We start from the raw sequence: 21039 nt of genomic DNA, 5'->3' as shown, positions 1-21039 counted from the left end.
TAAAGTTAAATATGCAAATTACGGTTTGAATATAGAAATTAAGTACAGATAAAATATGAAATTAGGATGTTGATTTTTTCAGCATCCTTTTCGTTTATTAAGAAAATAGTACATAGTTCTTAATATAGTTTGTTATTTATGTAATATGGTATAATTAACCCAATATAATCAGTAATTTATATAAGCATTGGAGAAATAAATATGGAGAATTATATAGATTTTATTGCTAAAGCATGGAGAGATTTTATTTTAACTAAAAAAGTAAGTCCTAAAGTTAGAAATGAGATTGGTGATTCATGGATAAGGTGCATTAATCATGGGGTTGATCCTTATAACGGGAAAGGAAATGTAAAACATTCTAATATAAATGAATTAATTAATAGAAATAGTGAATTTATTTCAGTAGCAAGGCCTATTATGGAAAGTATTTATAGTATGGTTAGAGGGTCAGGCTTTGCTTTATTTTTAACAGATAAAGATGGGTATATATTAGATGTAATAGGTGACGAAGATATAATGGAAAGGGCAACAGAATTGAATTTTTTACAAGGTGAGCTATGGGCAGAAAATATAGTTGGAACAAATGCTATAGGAACATCTTTATATCTCAATAAGCCAATTCAAACCATAGGGGCAGAACATTATGGAATAAATCAACATTCATGGACTTGTTCTGCAGCACCAATACATGATGAAGATGACAATTTAATTGGATGTATAAATATGTCTGGAAAGTATTGCGATGCTAATTCGCATACATTAGGAATAGTTACTGCAGCAGCTCAATCAATACAAAAACAGATGGAATTAGCTATTTCATATAAATTACTTAATGTAACATTTGATTCAATATCAGAAGGCATGATAGTTACTGATGAATATATGAAAGTAAAGCGTATAAATGGCAGAGCACTAAAAATTCTAAACATATCATTAGAAGAAGCAATGAATATGAATATTGGTGAAGTTTTAAATGGTGTTGATTTTGAAAAAATACTTAAAGAAAAAAGTGAATATTTAAATAATCTAGAATGTGATTTTTCCATAAATAATGAAATAATAAAATGTGTTATAGATGTATTTCCATTGAATGTAAAGGGCAATAATAATGGTATGGTAATTACTTTTACAGAAGTTAAAATGATACATAAATTAGTAAATAAATTTGCAGGATATAAAGCTAAATATCAATTTAAAGACATTATTACAAATAATGAAGAAATGAAGAAAATGATAACTATTGCTAAAAAAGCTGCTAAAAGTGATTGTAATATATTGATTCAAGGAGAAAGTGGCACTGGTAAAGAATTAATATCACAATCAATACATAACTATAGTGAGCGTTCAAAAGGACCTTTTGTTGCTGTGAATTGTGCATCAATTCCGAGTGAATTGGTTGAGAGTGAACTATTTGGATATGAAAAAGGGGCGTTTACAGGAGCATCTAAAGAAGGACATCCAGGAAAATTTGAATTAGCAGATGGAGGAACAATTTTTCTTGATGAAATTGGTGAATTACCATTAGATATTCAAAGTAAGCTTCTTAGAGTTTTAGATAATGAGAAGATTACAAGAGTCGGTGGAACACATGAGAAACAATTAGATGTGAGAGTGATTGGTGCAACTAACAGAATGCTGAAAAAAGAAATAAGTAAGAAAAATTTTAGAGAAGATCTATATTATAGATTAAGCGTAATAGAGATAAAAACTATTCCTTTAAGACAGAGAAAAGATGATATAGATTTACTTGTAAATGAGTTTATTCAAAACTTAAATACTAAAAATATTGGTAAAGCTATAAAAGTTAGTCAGACATACATGAATGAATTAAAAAAATGTGATTGGCAGGGAAATATAAGAGAACTTAAGAATGTTGTTGAAAGAGATTATTATCTAAGTGAAGATGAATTTATGAACATAAACACTTTGAATTATAATCATATAGATGAAACTATTAATGAGGAAAAAGTCATAGATGAAGAAATAAAAATAGTTCCACTTGAGGAAGTAGAAAAAAGTGCTATAAAATATGCAGTAGAAAAATGCAATGGTAATCTTCAATTGGCTGCAAAATTATTGAAGATAGGAAGAGCCACATTGTATAGAAAGATAAAAAAATATGAAATATATGTATCAAAATGATAAAAATAATAATAGTGTATCAAAATGATAATTTAAAATGTATCGTTTTGATACATTTTTCTTTACAGAAAGAATATAAAGTTATAATATTTTATTTTTAAAATAAAGGTAAGACCAATTATATTGAGAATCTAGCGTAAAGAAATTTTAATTTATAATATTTTTGGTATGGATTTTGCTAATAATATATGTGAATTAATTAACAAATTATTTTTTAGGAGGAGTTTTTATATGAAAGCAGCTTTATGGTATGCAAAGAAAGATGTTAGAGTGGAAGAAATCGAAGAACCTAAGGTTACAAGTGATGGTGTGAAAATTAAAGTAAAATGGTGTGGAATATGTGGATCAGACTTACATGAATATTTAGGAGGACCAATATTTATACCAGTGGGACAACCACATCCGTTAAGTGGAACAACAGCTCCAGTAGTTTTAGGACATGAATTTTCAGGAGATGTTGTAGAAGTTGGTGAGAATGTAACTAATTTTAAAGCTGGAGATAGAGTAATAGTTGAGCCAATTGTTGCGTGTGGTAAGTGTCCAGCATGTTTAGAAGGAAAATATAATTTATGTTCCTCTTTAGGATTCCATGGTCTTTGTGGAAGTGGCGGAGGATTTGCTGAATATACAGTTTTTCCAGAAAAATTCATACACAAAATACCAGATGAAATGTCTTATGAACAAGCTGCTTTAGTTGAACCAATGACAGTAGCACTACATTCAGTTAGAGTAGGAAACTTTAAAACTGGAGATACTGCATTAGTTTTAGGTTCTGGTCCAATAGGACTTGCAACTATAGAATGCTTAAAAGCAGCTGGTGCAAAATTAATAATAGTATTACAAAGAAAATCCATAAGACAAGAATATGCTAAAAGAGCCGGTGCAGATGTAGTATTAGATCCAAATGAAGTAAATATAGTAGAAGAAGTTAAGAAACTTACAAATGGAGTAGGGGTTGATGTTGCATTTGAAACTACAGGAGCTCAAATAGGTATTGATACAGGTATTGATAGTATAAAATTTGAGGGAACTTTAGTTATAACAAGTATATGGGAAAGTGATGCTAAATTAGATCCTAATAAGCTAGTATTTAGTGAAAAGAAAATTATTGGAACATTAGCATATAGACATGAATTCCCAGCAATTATTGCTCAAATGAGCGATGGTAGAATAAAAGCAGAAGGATATGTAACTAAGAAAGTATATTTAGATGATATAGTGGAAGAAGGTTTTGGTGCATTAACAGGCCCAGAAAAGAAAAAACATGTTAAGATATTAGTAACTCCAGAAAAAGAGCTTTTATAAAATTAGGAGGAACATAAATGTATAAAATAGTTAGTAAAAGAGAGCTTACAAATAATATATTTTTAATGGATATAGAAGCTCCAAGAGTAGCAAAGTCTGCTAAACCGGGGCAATTTATTATTATAAAAAATGATGAAAAAGGTGAAAGAATTCCTTTAACAATAGCAGATTATAATAAAGAAAAAGGAACTGTCACAATAGTATTTCAGACAGTAGGTAGTGGAACTAAAGAATTAGCTACATATGAAGTCGGACAAAATGTTTGTGATTTTGTAGGACCTCTTGGTCAACCTAGTGAATTTATTAAAGAAGATATAGAAGAACTAAAGAAAAAGAAGATTATTTTTATAGCAGGTGGAGTTGGTGCAGCACCAGTATATCCACAAGTAAAATGGATGCATGAGAATGGAATAGATGTTGATGTAATACTTGGAAGCAGAAATAAAGACTTATTAATATATGAAGAAGAATTAAAGAAGGTTTCAGGAAATCTATATGTAACAACTGATGATGGATCATATGGATTTAAAGGAACAGGATCAGATATGCTTAAAGAATTAGTTAATAATCAAGGAAAAAAATATGATCATGCAGTAATAATTGGACCTATGATAATGATGAAATTTACATCTATGCTTACTAAAGAATTGGGAATACCAACTACAGTAAGTTTAAATCCAATAATGGTAGATGGTACAGGCATGTGCGGAGCTTGTAGAGTTACTGTTGGCGGAAAGGTTAAATTTGCTTGCGTTGATGGACCTGAATTTGATGGACATTTAGTAGACTATGATGAATCAATGAGAAGACAAGCAATGTATAAGACAGAAGAAGGTAAGGCTCAATTAAAGAAAGAAGAAGGAAACACTCATAGCCATGGTGGTTGCGGATGCGGAGGTGATAAGTAATGGAGATGAAGGAAAGAATGATAAGAGTACCTGTAAGGGAACAAGATCCTAAGCTTAGAGCTACTAACTTTGAAGAAGTGTGCCTTGGATATAATGAAGAAGAAGCAGTAAAAGAAGCAGAAAGATGTTTAAATTGTAAAAATCCTAAGTGTAGACAGGGATGTCCAGTATCTATAGATATTCCAGCATTTATAGCAAAGGTTAAAGATGAAGATTTTGAAGGTGCTGCAAAAGAAATTGCACAATATAGTTCACTTCCAGCAGTTTGCGGTAGAGTATGTCCTCAAGAAAAACAATGCGAAGGAAAATGTGTCTTAGGAATTAAAGGAGATCCAGTATCAATTGGTAAGCTTGAAAGATTTACAGCAGACTGGGCTACAGAATATAATGTAGATTTAAGTGAAACATCACCTAAAAATGGAATGAAGGTTGCAGTTATAGGTTCAGGTCCATCAGGATTAACTTGCGCTGGAGACTTAGCTAAAATGGGATATGATGTTACTATATTTGAAGCACTTCATAAAGCAGGAGGAGTTTTAGAATATGGTATCCCAGAATTCAGACTCCCAAAAGAAAAGGTTGTTGCAAAGCAAGTTGAAAACATTAAAAAAATGGGTGTTAAGATAGAAACTAATGTAATAGTAGGTAGAACTATTACTATAGATGAACTATTTGATAATGAAGGATTTAAAGCAGCATTTATAGGTTCTGGTGCAGGTCTTCCAAGATTTATGGGAATTCCAGGAGAAAATGCAAATGGAGTTCTTTCAGCAAATGAATTCTTAACAAGAGTTAATTTAATGAAGGCTGCCGAAGAGGGGTATTCAACTCCAGTTAGGGCAGGTAGAAAAGTTGCAGTAGTTGGTGGCGGAAACGTTGCTATGGATGCTGTAAGAACTGCAGTGAGACTTGGATCAGAAGGACATATAGTTTATAGAAGAGGTGAATCAGAACTTCCAGCAAGAGCAGAAGAAGTACATCATGCTAAAGAAGAAGGCGTAATTTTTGATACATTAACTAATCCAACAGAAATTTTAGTTGATGAAAAGGGATGGGTTAAAGGTATGAAATGCGTTAAAATGGAACTTGGTGAACCAGATGCTTCTGGAAGAAGAAGTCCAATTGAAATTAAAGGATCAGAATTTACTATGGATGTAGATACTGTAATAATGTCACTTGGTACATCACCAAATCCATTAATATCTTCTACAACAGAAGGTCTTGAAATAAATAAGAGAAGATGTATAATAGCTGAAGAAGAAACTGGACTTACAAGTAAAGAAGGTGTATATGCAGGTGGAGATGCTGTAACAGGTGCAGCTACAGTTATACTTGCAATGGGTGCTGGTAAGAAAGCTGCTACAGCTATTGATGAATACTTACAAGGAAAATAAGTAATATTATTAAATATATCTTTGATAATATTAACATAAAATTTAATTATAAAGTTAAAGGATATAATATATGATTTACTTATGAATAAGTAGATCATATATAGTAGATCTTATAAAAAATTTAAATTACCCATAATCTCAATAATATTAAGATATGGCCTCTATAATTTATGAAAGTAAGTTGTAGAGGCCTTATTATATGTAAATTTAAAATTTTAAAAACAAAATATAGGTCTTAAAATATAAATAATTTAAATATAAATAAAAAAATACTTACACAAACAAAAAATAATATGTATAATAGGGTTTGTCTCGAGATAAATTATTTATTTATAAAGGAGAATTTTAATGCCGCAAAATAAAAGAGAAAGTTTAATTTATACAGTAATGATGTGTTTTTTTATGGTACTTTGGATGAGTATATATAATATTAGCTTACATATGGGAGAAATCTCAGTTGATGTGATAAAGGCTGCGTGGATGGGAATGCCCATTGCTTATGTTTTTGCAATGTTTTGTGATTGGTTTATTGTTTCAGGAGTAGCTAAAATGGTTGCATTTAAGTATTTATTAAAGCCTGATAGTTCAACTTTAAGAAAAATTATTACAGTTTCTTCATGCATGGTGATACCTATGGTAATAATTATGTCTATGTATGGAGCTTTAGAAGTAACAATACAATCAGGCGACTGGAGTAATCTATTTATTACTTGGTTAAAGAATATTCCGATAAATTTCATAATGGCATTACCAGTGCAACTTATTGTTGCAGGACCAGTTGTTAGATTTATATTTAGAAAAGTATTTCCAGAAGGAAAAGTTTTAGCATAAAATATTGATATTATAAATAGTGTATATAAATAGTGTATATAAGTTAGTTAATAAATGTCTGATTTATATACACTATTTTAATTTGCTAGAACTTATAATTTAGGTTGAAAATTATATATATTTGTAGTTCATTAGATATGATGCCTGTTATACTTATATTTATAGCAGAAATTTTTATTTATAATCATGAATAAAGAGGTGTTAAAAGTAGTGAGAGTAGAGTATATAAAAGATGATAGAAAAAGATTTTTAGATTTGTTATTGTTAGCAGATGAACAGGAAGATATGATTGATAAATATTTAAATAGAGGAGATATGTTTGCTTTATACGATGATGATTTAAAAGGTATATGTGTAGTAACAAAGGAAGAGGATAGAATATATGAATTAAAAAATATTGCAACATATGAAAAATATCATGGAAAAGGATATGGGAAAAAAATAATTCAATATATATTTGAATACTATAAGGAAAAATGTGATGTTATGTATGTTGGAACAGGAGATAGTCCTCTTACATTACCATTTTATAAAAAATGTGGATTTATTGAATCACATATAGTTAAGAAGTTTTTCATTGATAATTATGACAATCCAATATTTGAAGGTGGGAAGCAATTGGTTGATATGATATATCTAAAAAAGGAATTATAATTTACTTTTATGTGTAATAGTTTTATATACTATACAAAAGTATTATTAATAGATAAAATATATGTGGAATTATTACACAAGATATAATGAGGAGTTTTATAATTATGAAATATTATTTTGCACCACTGGAAGGTATTACTGGATACATATATAGAAATGCATATCATAATTTATTTGGACAAATTGATAAATACTTTACTCCATTTGTTTCGCCAACTAGTAATGAAGGCTTTACTACAAGGGAATTAAATGATATATTACCAGCACATAATGAAGGGCTGCCTATAATACCTCAAATACTTACAAATAATGCTGAATATTTTATTCGTACAGTAAATGCTTTAAAAGATTTTGGATACGATGAAATTAATTTAAATTTGGGATGTCCATCAGGTACAGTTGTTGCTAAGCATAAAGGATCAGGATTTCTTTCTGAAAGAGAAGATCTGGATAGATTTTTAGACGAAATATTTTCAAAGTCAAATGCAAAGATATCAATAAAAACAAGAATAGGTAAAGATGATCCAAATGAATTCTATGAATTAATAAAAATATTTAATAAGTATCCCTTAGAAGAGCTTATAGTTCATCCAAGAATACAAAAGGATTTTTATAATAATAAACCTAATAGGGAAATATTTAAGGAAGCATTATCTTCAAGTGAAAATCCAGTTTGTTATAATGGTGATATTTTTAATGTTAGCCAATATAAAGAATTGATAAGCGAATGTCCAAATTTAGAATGTATTATGCTTGGAAGAGGAATTATTGCAAATCCAGGATTAATAGGAGAAATTAAAAATAATAAAGCAGCTGATAAAGCGACCTTAAAAGCATTTCATGATGCAGTTTATACTGGGTATAAAGAAATTCTTTCAGGAGATAAAAATGTACTATTTAAGATGAAGGAATTTTGGTTCTATATGATACATATGTTTGCAGAACGTGATAAATATGCAAAGAAGATAAGAAAAGCAAATAGAGCGAATGAATATGAAGCCGTTGTATCAATGATGTTTAATGATTTAAATATAGAAGAAAATAATTTAAGAGGATTTAAATAATAAACATTGATTAATAGTATAAAAGTGAAATATTTTAAATAGATTATATAATTTTAACAGAGATTATATATTAAAAGGCGGGAATGAGTTAACCTGCTTTTTGTTCTTTATGGAATTATATTATCTTGTATCTGTGGACGGGGTGCCCCCTGATGGTATAAGTTATTTTTGATAATTATTGTAATGAATTAATGTAAGCTTCCTAAAGAACAAAAAAATTATATGCGCCTGGCCTTTTCTTCGGCAAGCTCAGAAAATCCAGAATGCGCTAAAAAAATCGACGGCTCATAAGACTTTTAATTAAAGTTATTGACTGTTAATGTATTTATTTTTTGAGAGGAAAAGGTTACACAGTCGCCTTGGCAATTTTTTTGTAAGGAAAATTATAAATTTATGTTTTTTATATAAATGCACATTCTATATGTAGCTGTGTAAGATGATTTGACAATATCACTAATTAGTGATATATTAAGCTCATGAAAGATATAAAAAAGTTAATTAAAGAAAATGAACTAGATTTATCTACTTTGGTTGTTTTTACAAGAGCAGAACATAAAATTCATAAAAAAGAATACCAGACAATCAAAGAAAGCGGACTTACTCCGGCTCAATTTGGAGTATTAGAAGCTTTATATAATAAAGGTGACTTAAAGATATATGAGTTAATAGAAAAGATATTAACCACATCTGGGAATATAACAGTAGTAATAAAAAATTTAGAAAAGGATGGATTAATAAAAAAAAATGCAGATCCGGAAGATAAGAGATCATGCATAATATCATTGACTCAAAAGGGTAAAGATTTTATAGAGGAAATTTTACCTAAACATATTAAGAATATTAGCAATATTTTTCAAATTTTAAATGACGAAGAGAAAGTTATGCTAAAAAGCATACTTAAAAAATTTAAAAACATATAATTATTTAAGAATAAAAATAAAAACAAATTTTTTTAGGATTTTATCACTAATTAGTGATAAATAGAAAAGAGAGTATTATGGAAGATTTAAGAACTATAGAAAAGATATTTAGAGGACCAGAATTTCATATGGTTGGAGATGGATTTAGGGTATCACAATACTTACCAGTAGGAATAAATGACATGAAGCGTTTATCTCCAATGATATTATTAGATTATCATGCACCACATTATTATGAACCGTCATCTAATATTCGTGGCGTTGGGGCTCATCCTCATCGTGGCTTTGAGACTGTGACTATTGCTTATGAGGGAAAGGTTGAACATCACGATAATAAAGGAAATCATGGGATTATAGGGCAAGGAGATGTTCAGTGGATGACTGCTGCATCAGGAATTTTGCACAAGGAATATCATGAAAAAGAATTCAATAATAAAGGTGGAACTTTGCATATGATTCAACTTTGGGTTAATTTGCCTAAAGATAAAAAGATGACAGAGCCTAAATATCAAACTTTATTAAAAGAAAATATGGGCATATTAAAGCTTGATAATAATCAAGGAGAAATTAGCATTATCTCTGGAGAAGTCAATGGCGTAAAAGGGCCAGCTAGTACATTTACTAAAATAAATCTTTATAATGTAAATTTAAAAAATCATGGAAAGACTATTTTAAGTGAACCAAGCAATTTTAACACAGGAATACTTGTATTAAAAGGTGAGGTTAAAATAAATAATGATACAGAAGCTAAAGAGAAAGATTTTATTTTGTTTGATAATGTACAAGGTAATATTGTAGTTGAGTCAGTAACAGAGGAAAGTCTCTTCATTGTATTAAGTGGAGAACCAATAGATGAACCTATTGCTTCACATGGTCCATTTGTTATGAATACTACAGAAGAAATATATCAAGCTTATGAAGATTTTAGAAATGGTAAGTTTGGAATAGAAGAATTTTAATAATTATATTATATAGACTAGATAAAGTTAACAGGAGGAAGAAAAATGAGTAAAGTACTATATATTAAAGCAGACATAAAAAATGAAGGTGAATCAAGAACTTTTAAGGTATCTGATAAATTTTTAGAAGAATATAAAAAGAATAATCCAAAAGATGAAGTAATAGTTTTAGATTTATATGAAGAAGGTATAGACTTTTTAAGACCGGATGATTTAGGAAAATTATTTGGACCTAAAGATGAAGAAAGTAAGAATAACCCAATATTAAAATATGCATATCAATTTGCAGAGGCAGATAAGTATATAATTGCGGCGCCAATGTGGAATTTAAGCATTCCAGCAATATTGAAAGCCTATATTGATTATATAAGTGTTACAGGAATAGCATTTAAATACACTGCAGAAGGCCCAGTTGGACTTTTAAAAGATAAAAGGGCAGTATATGTAGTAGCTAGAGGTGGAGATTATACAAACTCACCATATGAAATGGGAGAAAGATATTTAAGAACTATATTAGGATTCTTTGGAATTACAGATATAGAGACTATTTCACTAGAAAATATGGATGTTATTGGTGCTGATGTTCAGGGTAAAATTAATGAGGCAATAAAAAGAGCAAGCTTACTTTCGGAGAATTTTTAATTAGGTAATTATAATAAAATAATTAAAATGTTTTCAATCCAAAATATTCATATTGAATAAAGAGAAAAAAGTGATATAATAGAGATACAGTAACCTGAGATGTACGAATAGCTTATTATATTCAACCTACATAATATATTCGGGATTTACAATATACTTATGGATATAGGGCTTCAGTAATTTGTAATTAAGGATTGTCCATAATTGCAGCAGAAGATTATAAGAGGTAAGTTGAGTTTAACCCACCTGCAGGGAGCAGGTATTGAATATGTAAGCAACGGCATGTTGGGTATTGCTTTGAATTTTAACTTTGGTATATAAGTTTATATATTTTTAAAATGTAGGCAAAGTAGAGAAAGAAGCTCAATGAATATAGATGCTTCTTTCTTTATTTTTACTTAAACATAAAAAGCAGTTTTAATTGTATAAAACTATTTACAATTAAAATTAAAAGGAATATAATGCAAATATAAAGTTAAGTGCACATAACTTTAAAGTTAAATATAAAATAAGCAATGAAAGGGAAAAGTATTATAGAGTACAATTTTTAGAGAGAAAATGCCACCGGCTGAGAGCATTTTTAAATATGACTATAAGAAAAACTACCCTGGAGCTATGACTGATTAGCTGAGTATTTAGTGAGATTTTATTACATACAAGAATTTATATAATTTATGCAATAAGAAGTTTATCTAAATTTGGCGAAATGTCATCGGTTAGTAGAACCGTTAAGAAACAGTTAAGATGAATTGAATTTTTTAATTCAATTTGGGTGGAACCATGGATGTTTAGCATTCGTCCCAAGATTTTTGGGACGAATGCTTTTTTGTTATATTAAAATTAAAAAAATATTATTATTACTAATAATTTTATTAATTATATTTTGAAGTAATGAAAAAAATTGATAATAAATTATTAGAAGGGAGATAGAAAAATGAGTATAAAAGTAAAATTAAATGATGGATCATTAAGAGAAGTTGAAGAAAATTCAAGTGTTTTAGATCTTGCAAATTTAATAAGCAGGAATTTAGGTAAAAATGCAATAGTAGGAGAAGTAAACAATACCCTAGTTGATTTAAGCAATAAGTTAAAAGATAATGATGAGGTAAATATCTTAACAACAGATAATGAAAAAGCTGTTGAAGTGCTTAGACATTCTATCTCTCATATTATGGCTCAAGCTGTAAAGAGACTTTATAAAGATGCAAAACTTGCTATAGGTCCCTCAATAGAAAATGGATTTTATTATGATTTTGATATAGAAAAACCATTAACTACTGAAGATTTAGAAAAAATAGAACAAGAAATGAATAATATCATTAACGAGAACTTAAAGTTTGAAAGAATGGATGTTTTAAGAGAAGAAGCGTTGAAGTTAATGGAAGAAAAGAATGAACCATATAAGGTAGAGCTTATTAATGATCTTCCAGAAGGAGAAAAGATATCATTATATAAGCAAGGTGATTATGTTGACCTTTGTAGAGGACCACATATTCCATCAACAAAGTATGTAAAAGCATTTAAGCTTACAAGCGTAGCTGGGGCTTATTGGAGAGGTAATGAAAAGAATAAGATGCTTCAAAGAGTATATGGTGTGGCATTTAAAGATAAAACAAGCCTTGAAACTTATCTTCATAACTTAGAAGAAGCTAAGAAGAGAGATCATAGAAAACTTGGTAAGGAATTAAAGCTATTTACATTTGCAGAAGAAGGACCTGGATTCCCATTCTTTTTACCTAAAGGAGTAATTCTTAAAAATACATTAATTGATTTCTGGAGAAAACTTCATTATGAAGCAGGTTATGTTGAAGTTGAAACACCAATTATGCTTAATAAGAAATTATGGGAAACTTCTGGTCACTGGTATCATTATAAAGAAAACATGTATACTTCAATGATTGATGGAGAAGAATTTGCACTTAAGCCAATGAACTGTCCAGGTGGAATGCTTGTATATAAATCAGAAGCGCATTCATATAGAGATTTTCCAATGAGAGTTGGAGAGCTTGGAAGAGTGCACAGACATGAACTTTCAGGAGCGCTTCATGGACTTATGAGAGTAAGAGCATTTACACAAGATGATGCCCACATATTCATGCTTCCAGATCAAATAAAATCAGAAATAAAAGGTGTTGTAGAACTTATTGATAAAGTATATTCAAAATTTGGATTCAAGTATCATGTGGAATTATCTACAAGGCCAGAAGATTCTATGGGAAGTGATGAAGAATGGAATTTAGCAGAAGATTCTTTAAAAGGTGCTTTAGAAGAATTAAATTTAGATTTTATAGTTAATGAAGGCGATGGAGCTTTTTATGGTCCTAAAATAGATTTTCATCTTGAAGACAGCATAGGCAGAACATGGCAATGTGGAACAATTCAGCTTGACTTCCAGCTTCCTCAAAGATTTGAGTTAGAGTATGTTGGAAGTGATGGGGAAAAGCATAGACCAATAGTTATCCATAGAGTAATTTTCGGAAGTATAGAAAGATTTATAGGAATATTAATAGAACACTTTGCAGGAAAATTTCCAACATGGCTTGCACCAGTTCAAGTAAAAGTATTACCTATATCAGATAAATTCAATGATTATTCAGAACAGATTAAAAATGAATTAGAGAAAAATGGAATAAGAGTTGAAATGGATTATAGAAATGAAAAAATAGGTTATAAAATAAGAGAAGCTAGAAATGAAAGAGTTCCTTATATTATTGTTATTGGTGAAAAGGAAGAAAATGAAAAGAAGATTTCATTACGTAGCAGAAAAAATGGTGATGAAGGAAGCTTAGAGTTAAAAGAATTAATTGATAGAATCAATGATGAAGTTATAAGTAAATCATTATAATATTGTCCAAGATAAATAAATTGTGTAGAATCAGAATTTAGTGTATAATAACCGAAATCCAATATATGATATGCTCGATTGCAGGGAAATTTTAGCTAAAAATTCTAATGACAGAGGCTGTGCCCAAAAATGTTTGCTCCAAAAACAAGTTTTGGACAAACAATTTTGGAACAGCCTCTGCCAAAGAATTTAAAAGCTGAAATTTCCAATACAATACTACGCATATTCATATATTGGATTTCTTTGTTTTCTCCAAAATCATAAATACCTAATTTATTTTAGTTATGATTAATGTTATTTTATTCCTTTAAATATAGTTTCAATTAATGCAGAAAATTATTAAGGCACATATAAAAATTAACCTTAACCCGCATAAAATAAGGAAATTCTTAAGAATTTATATTCTTATATTTATATATTGTTGCCTTCTTAAAAATGATAAAATATTAACTTGTTTAAATAACTATTCTATAATTTAAAAATGTATTTATATATAATATTAATAATGCTGAAAATCTGAGCTTTATTTCGGTGTTGTTCACTAAATTTTAGTTCCATGTATTTTGTTTAAGGTATGTAATGAAGTGTTATGATATAATGAAAGAATATCAAAGATTTTAGCTCACATAATAAAGCTTTGTTTGGGAATTTGGAAATTATAATTAGTTAGATTATTAAGAAATAACTTTTAAAATTAAGAGGTGAATAAGTATGAAAATTAATAAGATTTCTATTGTAGGAATGGGAGCTTTGGGGATTTTATTTGGAAATTATTTCGTAGAGAAATTAGGAAAAGAGGCAGGTAAAATTGGCAATGAGCTTACCTTTTCTCATTTAGGGCAATTATGTATTGAAATTCCAAAAGAAGAGTATAAAAGGGCTATGTTTAATGATTTGGATGATTTTTTTAATTCTATAAATCTTCTGAAGGTTAATGAATATTTATATGATAAGATTAAGGCTATGGAAGAATAATATTAAGTTACTATGATATTATCAAAAATAATTTACACCCTTAAGGGACACCTCGTTCACAGGTTATATCCAAATATAATTTCCTAAAAAATAAAAAAAGCTTGACATTGAGTCCACTTCAAGTGATATGTTATAGAAGGAATAATAAATTTATTTAATTAGTATAAGTAGTAATGATGAAAAAGATGAAACCAAAAGCAAATAATTTGTATTTTGATAATCTTATTGAAATTACTTTATATAAAAATATGGCTCAACACTAAAAACTGTGCTTGACAATATGAAGCAAGAATTTTTTTAGAATGTAATAAACGTGCATTGACATCTTAATTCTGTCGAGAACACATTTTGGTGTTGAGGCAAAAATATTTTATATAATTAACAAAGAGATGGGAGGAATATAAAAATGACAATTTCAGAAGTAAGTAAAAAGTATGGACTTACACAAGATACTCTTCGTTACTATGAACGTATTGGATTAATACCTTATATTAACCGTACGTCAAGTGGGATAAGAGACTATACAGAAGAGGCTTGTAAATGGATTGAGTTTATTAAATGCATGCGTTTAGCTGGACTGCCAATAGAAACTTTAATTGAATATGTAGCACTTGATCAAGAAGGAGATTCAACTATAACTGCTAGAAAAGAATTACTTGTTGAGGAACGTGAAAAGCTTATAGAAAGAATAAAAGAGATGCAGAAAACTTTAGAACGTTTAAACCATAAGATTAGCAGATATGAAGAAGCAGAATTAACAGGAGTTTTAAGTTGGGGAAAGTAGTTTATAATAGTGTAAAGATTAAAAGCTGGGAATCATGCAATTCTCGGCTTGATTTATGATTGTTTTAATTAAAGTTATTGTATTCTATTCGATTTATATTTTATAGAGGATCATATCATAGTCATCTTGGCGATTTTTATTAAGTAAATGGTGCTAACATGAAAAGTTGTATGAAAAGGTATAAATTTAAATGTTTCAGACAACAGTTAAACCATAAGTTGTGCAATTATTTATAAATTTAAATATTATTTTTTAAGGGAGAAGTATTATGTTTAGTTTAAAAGTTGATTTAATAAAGGGGAACATATTAAAGTCATTAGTAATTTTTGCAGTACCGATTTTTATTTCATCTATATTTCAGCAATTATATAATACAATGGATACAATGATTGTAGGAAATTTCTTAGGGGATACATCATTAGCTGCAATAGGAGCCTGCGGAGCAGTATATGAATTACTAGTTGGTTTTGCATTAGGTATAGGTAATGGACTTAGTATAGTAACTGCAAGAACTTATGGTTCAAATGATGAAAATTTATTGAAAAAATCTGTAGCTGGGTCCATAGTTATTGGAATCTTGGTAACTATTGTAATCATGATAGTATCAAAGTTGTTTTTGTATTCATTATTAGAATTATTAAATACACCTGAAAATATAATAGATGAATCGTATTCATATATATATGTGATAACTATATTTGTTGGTGTTATGTTTGCATATAATTTATTTGCAGGATTATTAAGGGCAATAGGAGATAGTGTTATGCCATTAGTATTTCTTATTATATCTTCAATAATTAATGTAGTCTTAGATATATTATTTATTACAGAATTTAATATGGGCATTAAAGGAGCAGCTGTTGCAACTGTTATTGCACAAGGGATTTCAGCTCTATTATGTGTTATCTATATATACAAAAAAGCTCCAATTCTTATACCATCTAAAAAACATTTTGCTTTTGATAAAGAATTGTATAAAGAATTATTAGGGCAAGGATTTTCAATGGGATTTATGATGTCTATAGTATCTGCAGGAACAGTTATATTGCAAACCGCAATCAACAACTTTGGCTATCTTATCATTGCTGGACATACTGCAGCACGTAAACTTAATAGTTTTTGTATGATGCCTGGTATGACTATTTCAATGGCTTTATCAACTTTTGTTTCTCAAAATAAAGGAGCGAATCAAGGATATAGAATAAGAAAAGCAGTAAGATATGCTAATATTCTAGTCATTTGCTGGGGGATAATAATTTCTGTATTTTTATTTTTTGCAGCACCAACAATGGTAAAAATATTATCAGGATCTACTGAAAGTACTGTTATATACAATGGAGCAAAATATTTAATAATAAATGCACCATTTTACGGGATTCTGGGTATTCTTTTAAATTTAAGAAACTCATTACAAGGATTGGGAGAAAAACTTATTCCGCTAGTTTCAAGTATTATTGAGCTATTAGGGAAAATATTATTTGTTATTTTATTAATACCAAGTCTTGAATACTTTGGCGTTATTATATGTGAACCAGTTATCTGGTGCTTTATGTGTATACAGCTTGCATATTCATTTTATAAGAATCCATATATTAAGGAACATAAATTTCAATAAAAACTGTTGACATGGAGTTAACTCTAAGATTTAACATTAATATGCATAAACATTAAGGGAGGATGATAAATATGAAAAAAACATTTTATTTAATGAGACATGGACAAACCTTGTTTAATTTAAGAAGAAAAATTCAAGGTGCTTGTGATTCTCCACTTACAGAGCTTGGAATTAAACAAGCTCAGGTTGCAGGAGAATATTTTAAAGATATTCCTTTAGATCATGCATATAGCTCAACTTCTGAAAGATGTTGTGATACTTTAGAAATTGTTACAGATAACAGTATTCCTTATACAAGATTAAAAGGTTTAAAAGAAATGAACTTTGGTATATTTGAGGGAGAAAGTGAAGATTTAAATCCCAAAAACAAAGAAGTGTTTGGAACATTTTTTCTTGATTATGGTGGAGAATCAAGAGCTCAGGTAAGAGAAAGAATGGTTAAAACATGTACAGAAATTATGGAAAAAGAAGATCATGAAGTAGTACTTGCTGTATCTCATGCTGGAGCCTGCCTACAGTTTTTAACAGAGTGGCAGGATCCAATAGAAGAATTAAGAAAGGGATTTACTAACTGCTGTATTTTTAAATATGAATATGAAGATAAAAAATTCAAACTAGTTGAAGTTATTCGCCATAATATTTAGAAGTAATAAATATTATAATCCATAAAATGTTGTGAGAAATCTCTTTGATTGATAGTTTGAGTGTATATTATAGTATATAAAAAAGTGAATAGACAGAATATGATATGTTTATTATAATGTAGACGGATGGCATACAAATATTAATCAGTTGGAGGAAAAAACATGTATAATAAAATAATGGAATCAGTAGAATTTATTAAATCTAAGGTAAGCAGAAAGCCTAAAATAGGTGTTATATTAGGTTCCGGGCTTGGAGATTTAGTTAATGTTGTAGAAGACAAAGAATATATTTCATATGAGGATATTCCAAACTTCCCAGTATCTACAGTTAAAGGCCATGAAGGAAAGTTAGTATTTGGAAGAATAAAAGATGTAGAAGTGCTGTTAATGCAGGGAAGATTTCATTATTATGAAGGATATACTATGAAAGAAGTTACATATCCTGTTTATGTTATGAAACAACTTGGCATAGAAAAGATTATTGTGACAAATGCATGTGGAGGAATAAACACAAGCTTTGAGCCAGGAACATTAATGTTAATTAACGATTTTATAAATTTATTTGGAGATAATCCTTTAATTGGAGTTAATGATGACAGACTTGGAACAAGATTCCCAGATATGTCAGAGCCATATAAATTAGAGCTTATTAATAAAGCAAAAGAAATAGCAAAAGAACTTAACATAGATTGTGCAGAAGGTGTTTATGCAGGATTTATGGGACCATACTATGAAACTGCTGCTGAAATAAGAATGATTGGAGGCATGGGAGCAGATGCAGTAGGTATGTCAACAGTACCTGAAACAATTGCTGCTAACTATTTAGGTATGGATGTACTTGGAATAGCATGTATTACAAATATGGCAACAGGGATACAAAAAGTAAAACATTCCCATGAAAGAGTTGTTGAAACAGCTAAAAAAGCATCTGTAGATTTATGCAGATGGGTAGAAAAAATCATTGAAGAAATATAAAATTAAATTTTATTATAACATTTTAAGAAAATATATTTTATATGAAGGTTATAGGTATATGAACTTTAAAAGAAAAATATATTTTTTAGAGGAAAATAATAATTAAAAGGATATAATGTAACTACGTTTTAGTTACATTATATCCTTTTTTGCGCAAAAAAATAGTACCTCATTAATTCTAAGATACAAAACACATTGACAATAACATTGTTAGTGATATAATTGAACATTATAACGTATTATAAATAAATATATTTATATAATTAATCATAACATAAATAAAAAATAAAGTCAATATTTTTTGAAAATATTTTAGGAGGAGTTTAAAAAATGGATAAAAATCTAATTTCATTTGAAAACAAACTAATAGAAAGTAAGATTCATGATGAAATAATTGAATGTAATGAAAAGACACGTGAATATGGATTACAGCTTACTGAAAAAGATGTAAAAGAACTTATTAATACAAGAAAAGTAGCACTTGCTAAGACTGGAAGACTAGAGTTCAATGGTGAAATAATAGATAAAATTATTATGAATTTTTGTGACTCTCCATATATATCACAATATAATTATAGCGATACAATAAATGAACTTGTAGAGATTTTTTATAACTATAAAAATGAAACATTAGATGTAATAGGAGATGATGAATTAATTGAAATAATGAAAGAGTATTTTGATAATTACTGCCAAGGCTCATTAGAACTTTTAGAAGGAAAAGTGTTATATACAATAGCTGATAATATAAGAAATGGTGTGAAAGATTATAAGAATATTAATGGTGAAAAGGACTGGTAAATGCCAATATCTAAGATGCTTGTTAAATGTCTTTTGAGTATTTATTAATGAAGGGGAATGAGAAACTTTGAGTAATGAAAAAATTATTATAGAAGATAAAGAAGATATTATTAAATATGCAGAAAACATCATAAAGTATGAGATTATAAAGAGAGAAGATTTAAGTGAAGAATGCTTTTTAAATGACCTTTTATCCAAAGCTTATGAAAAAAGGTTAATAGAAGATAAAGAGGTAGAAAAAATATATTTTGAAAGATTACAAAGCTTACAGACTTTATTAAAGTATTATACAAAAGATGAAAGCAGCTCAGTAATGTTAGAAACTGCAGACGATCTTTTTAAATGTATAAATTATACAATAAGTGTGTATTTAAAACAATTTGAAAGGGTGGATGAAATCCTTAAAAAATTAAAAAGTGAATCAATAGATGATATGCTGAATAAAGGAAATATAATAATTAAAGCTAATGTGGAATATAGTAGAAGCTTATTAAAAAGAATTCAGAAAAATAAGCTTAAAGTGGGTAACTATTCTTATGATGATACTGCCAACTATGGAATTTCAATATTTTTTAAACAGTATGATGATTTCTTTGGAGCACATGAATCACCAGGTTCTATAGATTATCAGCTTGCAATAGAGCTTAAAGATTATGTTGGTGTTGAATATATGCGAAATTATTTAGAAAGGCTGAACTTGGAAAATGAATTTTGTTTTAATTTTGATGAAGATAATATCAAAAAGCTTTTAAAAGGATATGATAAAAATTCTGAGCTTCTTCTTTTCAATATATTTGAAATTGTACTTACCAACTGTCTTGGATTAATTATATGTAATAAAGAAATTAAAAATCTTCATATTTCCGAGCATGATAGGGAAATAATAAAGGATAAATTAAAAAAATTATCTAAAGAGGAGATAAAAGGATTATTATTAAGGTGTGGAAAAGAGGGTGTAAGAATTTTGGTAATTAGAAATAATGATTTAGTAGATTATATTGATCAATGTGTAAATAAAATGACTTATTCCATATATGAAGGAGTACAACTTGATAAGCTGCAAAATATTTTCGTATCTTTTGCAAAAGAAAATGAAGAAGAAATAATTGAATACATTGATAAAGAAAAAATGAGTAATGAAAAGTTTAGAAAAGTGGTAGAGCAAATTAGAGAATGCTCAGATCTAGAAGAAAAGATAGAAATTATTAATAGTAAGGTTAAAAGCTTAGCTGACTTAAATGATGTGCTTGATTCAGAATGCTTATTTGATGATGAATATGTAGTATATTTCAATTCTTTAAATAATATGGAGATAATCATGCTTTCAAAATATATTGATGTATATGGCTTGGAAAGAGAATGGCATGATTATTTTAAGGCATATTTAGATGAATTTTCTAGTGAGGAAAGAGAAAATATGGTAAAGATTAAGGAGAGAATAATACTGGCATAATATCATATAATGTAGAAGCAATAAAAATATAACTTTAAGTCTCATAACCTCTTGGAAAAATTGAAATAGTAAGGATAAAATTAAGTTTCTTGACAAACAAAAGCTAAAAATATAAAATCTTAGTAAGA

General features: G+C 28.5%; 18 protein-coding genes and 1 other annotated feature. All 18 genes read left to right on the top strand.

All coding sequences use genetic code 11. The annotated features are described in order from the left end of the window. The first annotated feature begins 201 nt into the window (after positions 1–201). The 18 genes from BN2920_RS15155 (at position 202) to BN2920_RS15070 (ending at position 20911) form a co-directional block, all read left to right on the top strand. Entirely contained in the window at positions 202–2142 is a 1941-nt protein-coding gene (locus BN2920_RS15155; protein WP_058295822.1) for a sigma-54-dependent Fis family transcriptional regulator, read from the top strand. A 231-nt stretch (positions 2143–2373) separates the two neighbouring features. Beyond that, a complete protein-coding gene (locus BN2920_RS15150) occupies positions 2374–3447 on the top strand; it encodes a 2,3-butanediol dehydrogenase (RefSeq protein WP_058295821.1) in 1074 nt (357 codons plus the stop codon). A 17-nt stretch (positions 3448–3464) separates the two neighbouring features. After that, positions 3465–4355: a sulfide/dihydroorotate dehydrogenase-like FAD/NAD-binding protein gene (locus BN2920_RS15145; protein ID WP_058295820.1), complete on the top strand. Its 891-nt coding sequence runs from the start codon at positions 3465–3467 to the stop codon at positions 4353–4355. Then, positions 4355–5749 (top strand): NADPH-dependent glutamate synthase, encoded by a 1395-nt coding sequence (gene gltA, locus BN2920_RS15140; RefSeq protein WP_058295819.1) that lies wholly within the window; start codon positions 4355–4357, stop codon positions 5747–5749. Before BN2920_RS15145 ends, gltA begins: the two co-directional genes overlap by 1 nt. Before the next feature lie 348 nt (positions 5750–6097). Next, positions 6098–6580: a DUF2798 domain-containing protein gene (locus BN2920_RS15135; RefSeq protein ID WP_058295818.1), complete on the top strand. Its 483-nt coding sequence runs from the start codon at positions 6098–6100 to the stop codon at positions 6578–6580. A gap of 186 nt (positions 6581–6766) precedes the next feature. Then, positions 6767–7234 (top strand): GNAT family N-acetyltransferase, encoded by a 468-nt coding sequence (locus tag BN2920_RS15130; RefSeq protein WP_374116997.1) that lies wholly within the window; start codon positions 6767–6769, stop codon positions 7232–7234. A gap of 104 nt (positions 7235–7338) precedes the next feature. Continuing rightward, entirely contained in the window at positions 7339–8298 is a 960-nt protein-coding gene (locus tag BN2920_RS15125; protein ID WP_058295816.1) for a tRNA dihydrouridine synthase, read from the top strand. A gap of 476 nt (positions 8299–8774) precedes the next feature. Beyond that, positions 8775–9218 carry a MarR family winged helix-turn-helix transcriptional regulator gene (locus BN2920_RS15120; protein ID WP_058295815.1) on the top strand — a complete coding sequence of 148 codons (444 nt, stop codon included), beginning with the start codon at positions 8775–8777 and terminating at the stop codon, positions 9216–9218. A gap of 77 nt (positions 9219–9295) precedes the next feature. Next, positions 9296–10177: a pirin family protein gene (locus BN2920_RS15115; RefSeq protein ID WP_058295814.1), complete on the top strand. Its 882-nt coding sequence runs from the start codon at positions 9296–9298 to the stop codon at positions 10175–10177. Between the two features lie 45 nt (positions 10178–10222). Then, a complete protein-coding gene (locus tag BN2920_RS15110) occupies positions 10223–10819 on the top strand; it encodes an FMN-dependent NADH-azoreductase (RefSeq protein WP_058295813.1) in 597 nt (198 codons plus the stop codon). Positions 10820–11325: 506 nt separating this feature from the next. Beyond that, positions 11326–11625 (top strand) — a binding site (T-box leader). 128 nt (positions 11626–11753) lie between these two features. Then, positions 11754–13664: a threonine--tRNA ligase gene (thrS, locus tag BN2920_RS15105; protein ID WP_058295812.1), complete on the top strand. Its 1911-nt coding sequence runs from the start codon at positions 11754–11756 to the stop codon at positions 13662–13664. Between the two features lie 711 nt (positions 13665–14375). Continuing rightward, a complete protein-coding gene (locus tag BN2920_RS15100) occupies positions 14376–14639 on the top strand; it encodes a hypothetical protein (RefSeq protein WP_058295811.1) in 264 nt (87 codons plus the stop codon). 406 nt (positions 14640–15045) lie between these two features. Then, positions 15046–15423 carry a MerR family transcriptional regulator gene (locus BN2920_RS15095; protein ID WP_058295810.1) on the top strand — a complete coding sequence of 126 codons (378 nt, stop codon included), beginning with the start codon at positions 15046–15048 and terminating at the stop codon, positions 15421–15423. A gap of 268 nt (positions 15424–15691) precedes the next feature. Beyond that, positions 15692–17038, top strand: coding sequence for an MATE family efflux transporter (locus tag BN2920_RS15090; RefSeq protein WP_058295809.1), 1347 nt, complete (start codon positions 15692–15694; stop codon positions 17036–17038). A 71-nt stretch (positions 17039–17109) separates the two neighbouring features. Beyond that, positions 17110–17682 (top strand): histidine phosphatase family protein, encoded by a 573-nt coding sequence (locus tag BN2920_RS15085; protein WP_058295808.1) that lies wholly within the window; start codon positions 17110–17112, stop codon positions 17680–17682. 162 nt (positions 17683–17844) lie between these two features. Next, positions 17845–18657 carry a purine-nucleoside phosphorylase gene (locus BN2920_RS15080; RefSeq protein ID WP_058295807.1) on the top strand — a complete coding sequence of 271 codons (813 nt, stop codon included), beginning with the start codon at positions 17845–17847 and terminating at the stop codon, positions 18655–18657. A gap of 330 nt (positions 18658–18987) precedes the next feature. Then, entirely contained in the window at positions 18988–19458 is a 471-nt protein-coding gene (locus BN2920_RS15075; protein WP_058295806.1) for a DUF6323 family protein, read from the top strand. Between the two features lie 67 nt (positions 19459–19525). After that, entirely contained in the window at positions 19526–20911 is a 1386-nt protein-coding gene (locus BN2920_RS15070) for a DUF6179 domain-containing protein (protein ID WP_242868393.1), read from the top strand. The last annotated feature ends 128 nt before the right edge of the window (positions 20912–21039 follow it).

Origin of the sequence: Clostridium neonatale, assembly GCF_001458595.1 — a bacterium.
Classification (GTDB): domain Bacteria; phylum Bacillota; class Clostridia; order Clostridiales; family Clostridiaceae; genus Clostridium; species Clostridium neonatale.
The sequence above is the reverse complement of the archived record's forward strand: the minus strand, read 5'-3'. Positions and strand labels throughout refer to the sequence as shown.

Excerpts from the sequence above, each read along its gene's own strand:
- BN2920_RS15155 (WP_058295822.1), top strand. The coding sequence starts at position 202 with ATGGAGAATTATATAGATTTTATTGCTAAAGCATGGAGAGATTTTATT.
- BN2920_RS15150 (WP_058295821.1), top strand. The coding sequence starts at position 2,374 with ATGAAAGCAGCTTTATGGTATGCAAAGAAAGATGTTAGAGTGGAAGAA.
- BN2920_RS15145 (WP_058295820.1), top strand. The coding sequence starts at position 3,465 with ATGTATAAAATAGTTAGTAAAAGAGAGCTTACAAATAATATATTTTTA.
- gltA (WP_058295819.1), top strand. The coding sequence starts at position 4,355 with ATGGAGATGAAGGAAAGAATGATAAGAGTACCTGTAAGGGAACAAGAT.
- BN2920_RS15135 (WP_058295818.1), top strand. The coding sequence starts at position 6,098 with ATGCCGCAAAATAAAAGAGAAAGTTTAATTTATACAGTAATGATGTGT.
- BN2920_RS15130 (WP_374116997.1), top strand. The coding sequence starts at position 6,767 with ATGAATAAAGAGGTGTTAAAAGTAGTGAGAGTAGAGTATATAAAAGAT.
- BN2920_RS15125 (WP_058295816.1), top strand. The coding sequence starts at position 7,339 with ATGAAATATTATTTTGCACCACTGGAAGGTATTACTGGATACATATAT.
- BN2920_RS15120 (WP_058295815.1), top strand. The coding sequence starts at position 8,775 with ATGAAAGATATAAAAAAGTTAATTAAAGAAAATGAACTAGATTTATCT.
- BN2920_RS15115 (WP_058295814.1), top strand. The coding sequence starts at position 9,296 with ATGGAAGATTTAAGAACTATAGAAAAGATATTTAGAGGACCAGAATTT.
- BN2920_RS15110 (WP_058295813.1), top strand. The coding sequence starts at position 10,223 with ATGAGTAAAGTACTATATATTAAAGCAGACATAAAAAATGAAGGTGAA.
- thrS (WP_058295812.1), top strand. The coding sequence starts at position 11,754 with ATGAGTATAAAAGTAAAATTAAATGATGGATCATTAAGAGAAGTTGAA.
- BN2920_RS15100 (WP_058295811.1), top strand. The coding sequence starts at position 14,376 with ATGAAAATTAATAAGATTTCTATTGTAGGAATGGGAGCTTTGGGGATT.
- BN2920_RS15095 (WP_058295810.1), top strand. The coding sequence starts at position 15,046 with ATGACAATTTCAGAAGTAAGTAAAAAGTATGGACTTACACAAGATACT.
- BN2920_RS15090 (WP_058295809.1), top strand. The coding sequence starts at position 15,692 with ATGTTTAGTTTAAAAGTTGATTTAATAAAGGGGAACATATTAAAGTCA.
- BN2920_RS15085 (WP_058295808.1), top strand. The coding sequence starts at position 17,110 with ATGAAAAAAACATTTTATTTAATGAGACATGGACAAACCTTGTTTAAT.
- BN2920_RS15080 (WP_058295807.1), top strand. The coding sequence starts at position 17,845 with ATGTATAATAAAATAATGGAATCAGTAGAATTTATTAAATCTAAGGTA.
- BN2920_RS15075 (WP_058295806.1), top strand. The coding sequence starts at position 18,988 with ATGGATAAAAATCTAATTTCATTTGAAAACAAACTAATAGAAAGTAAG.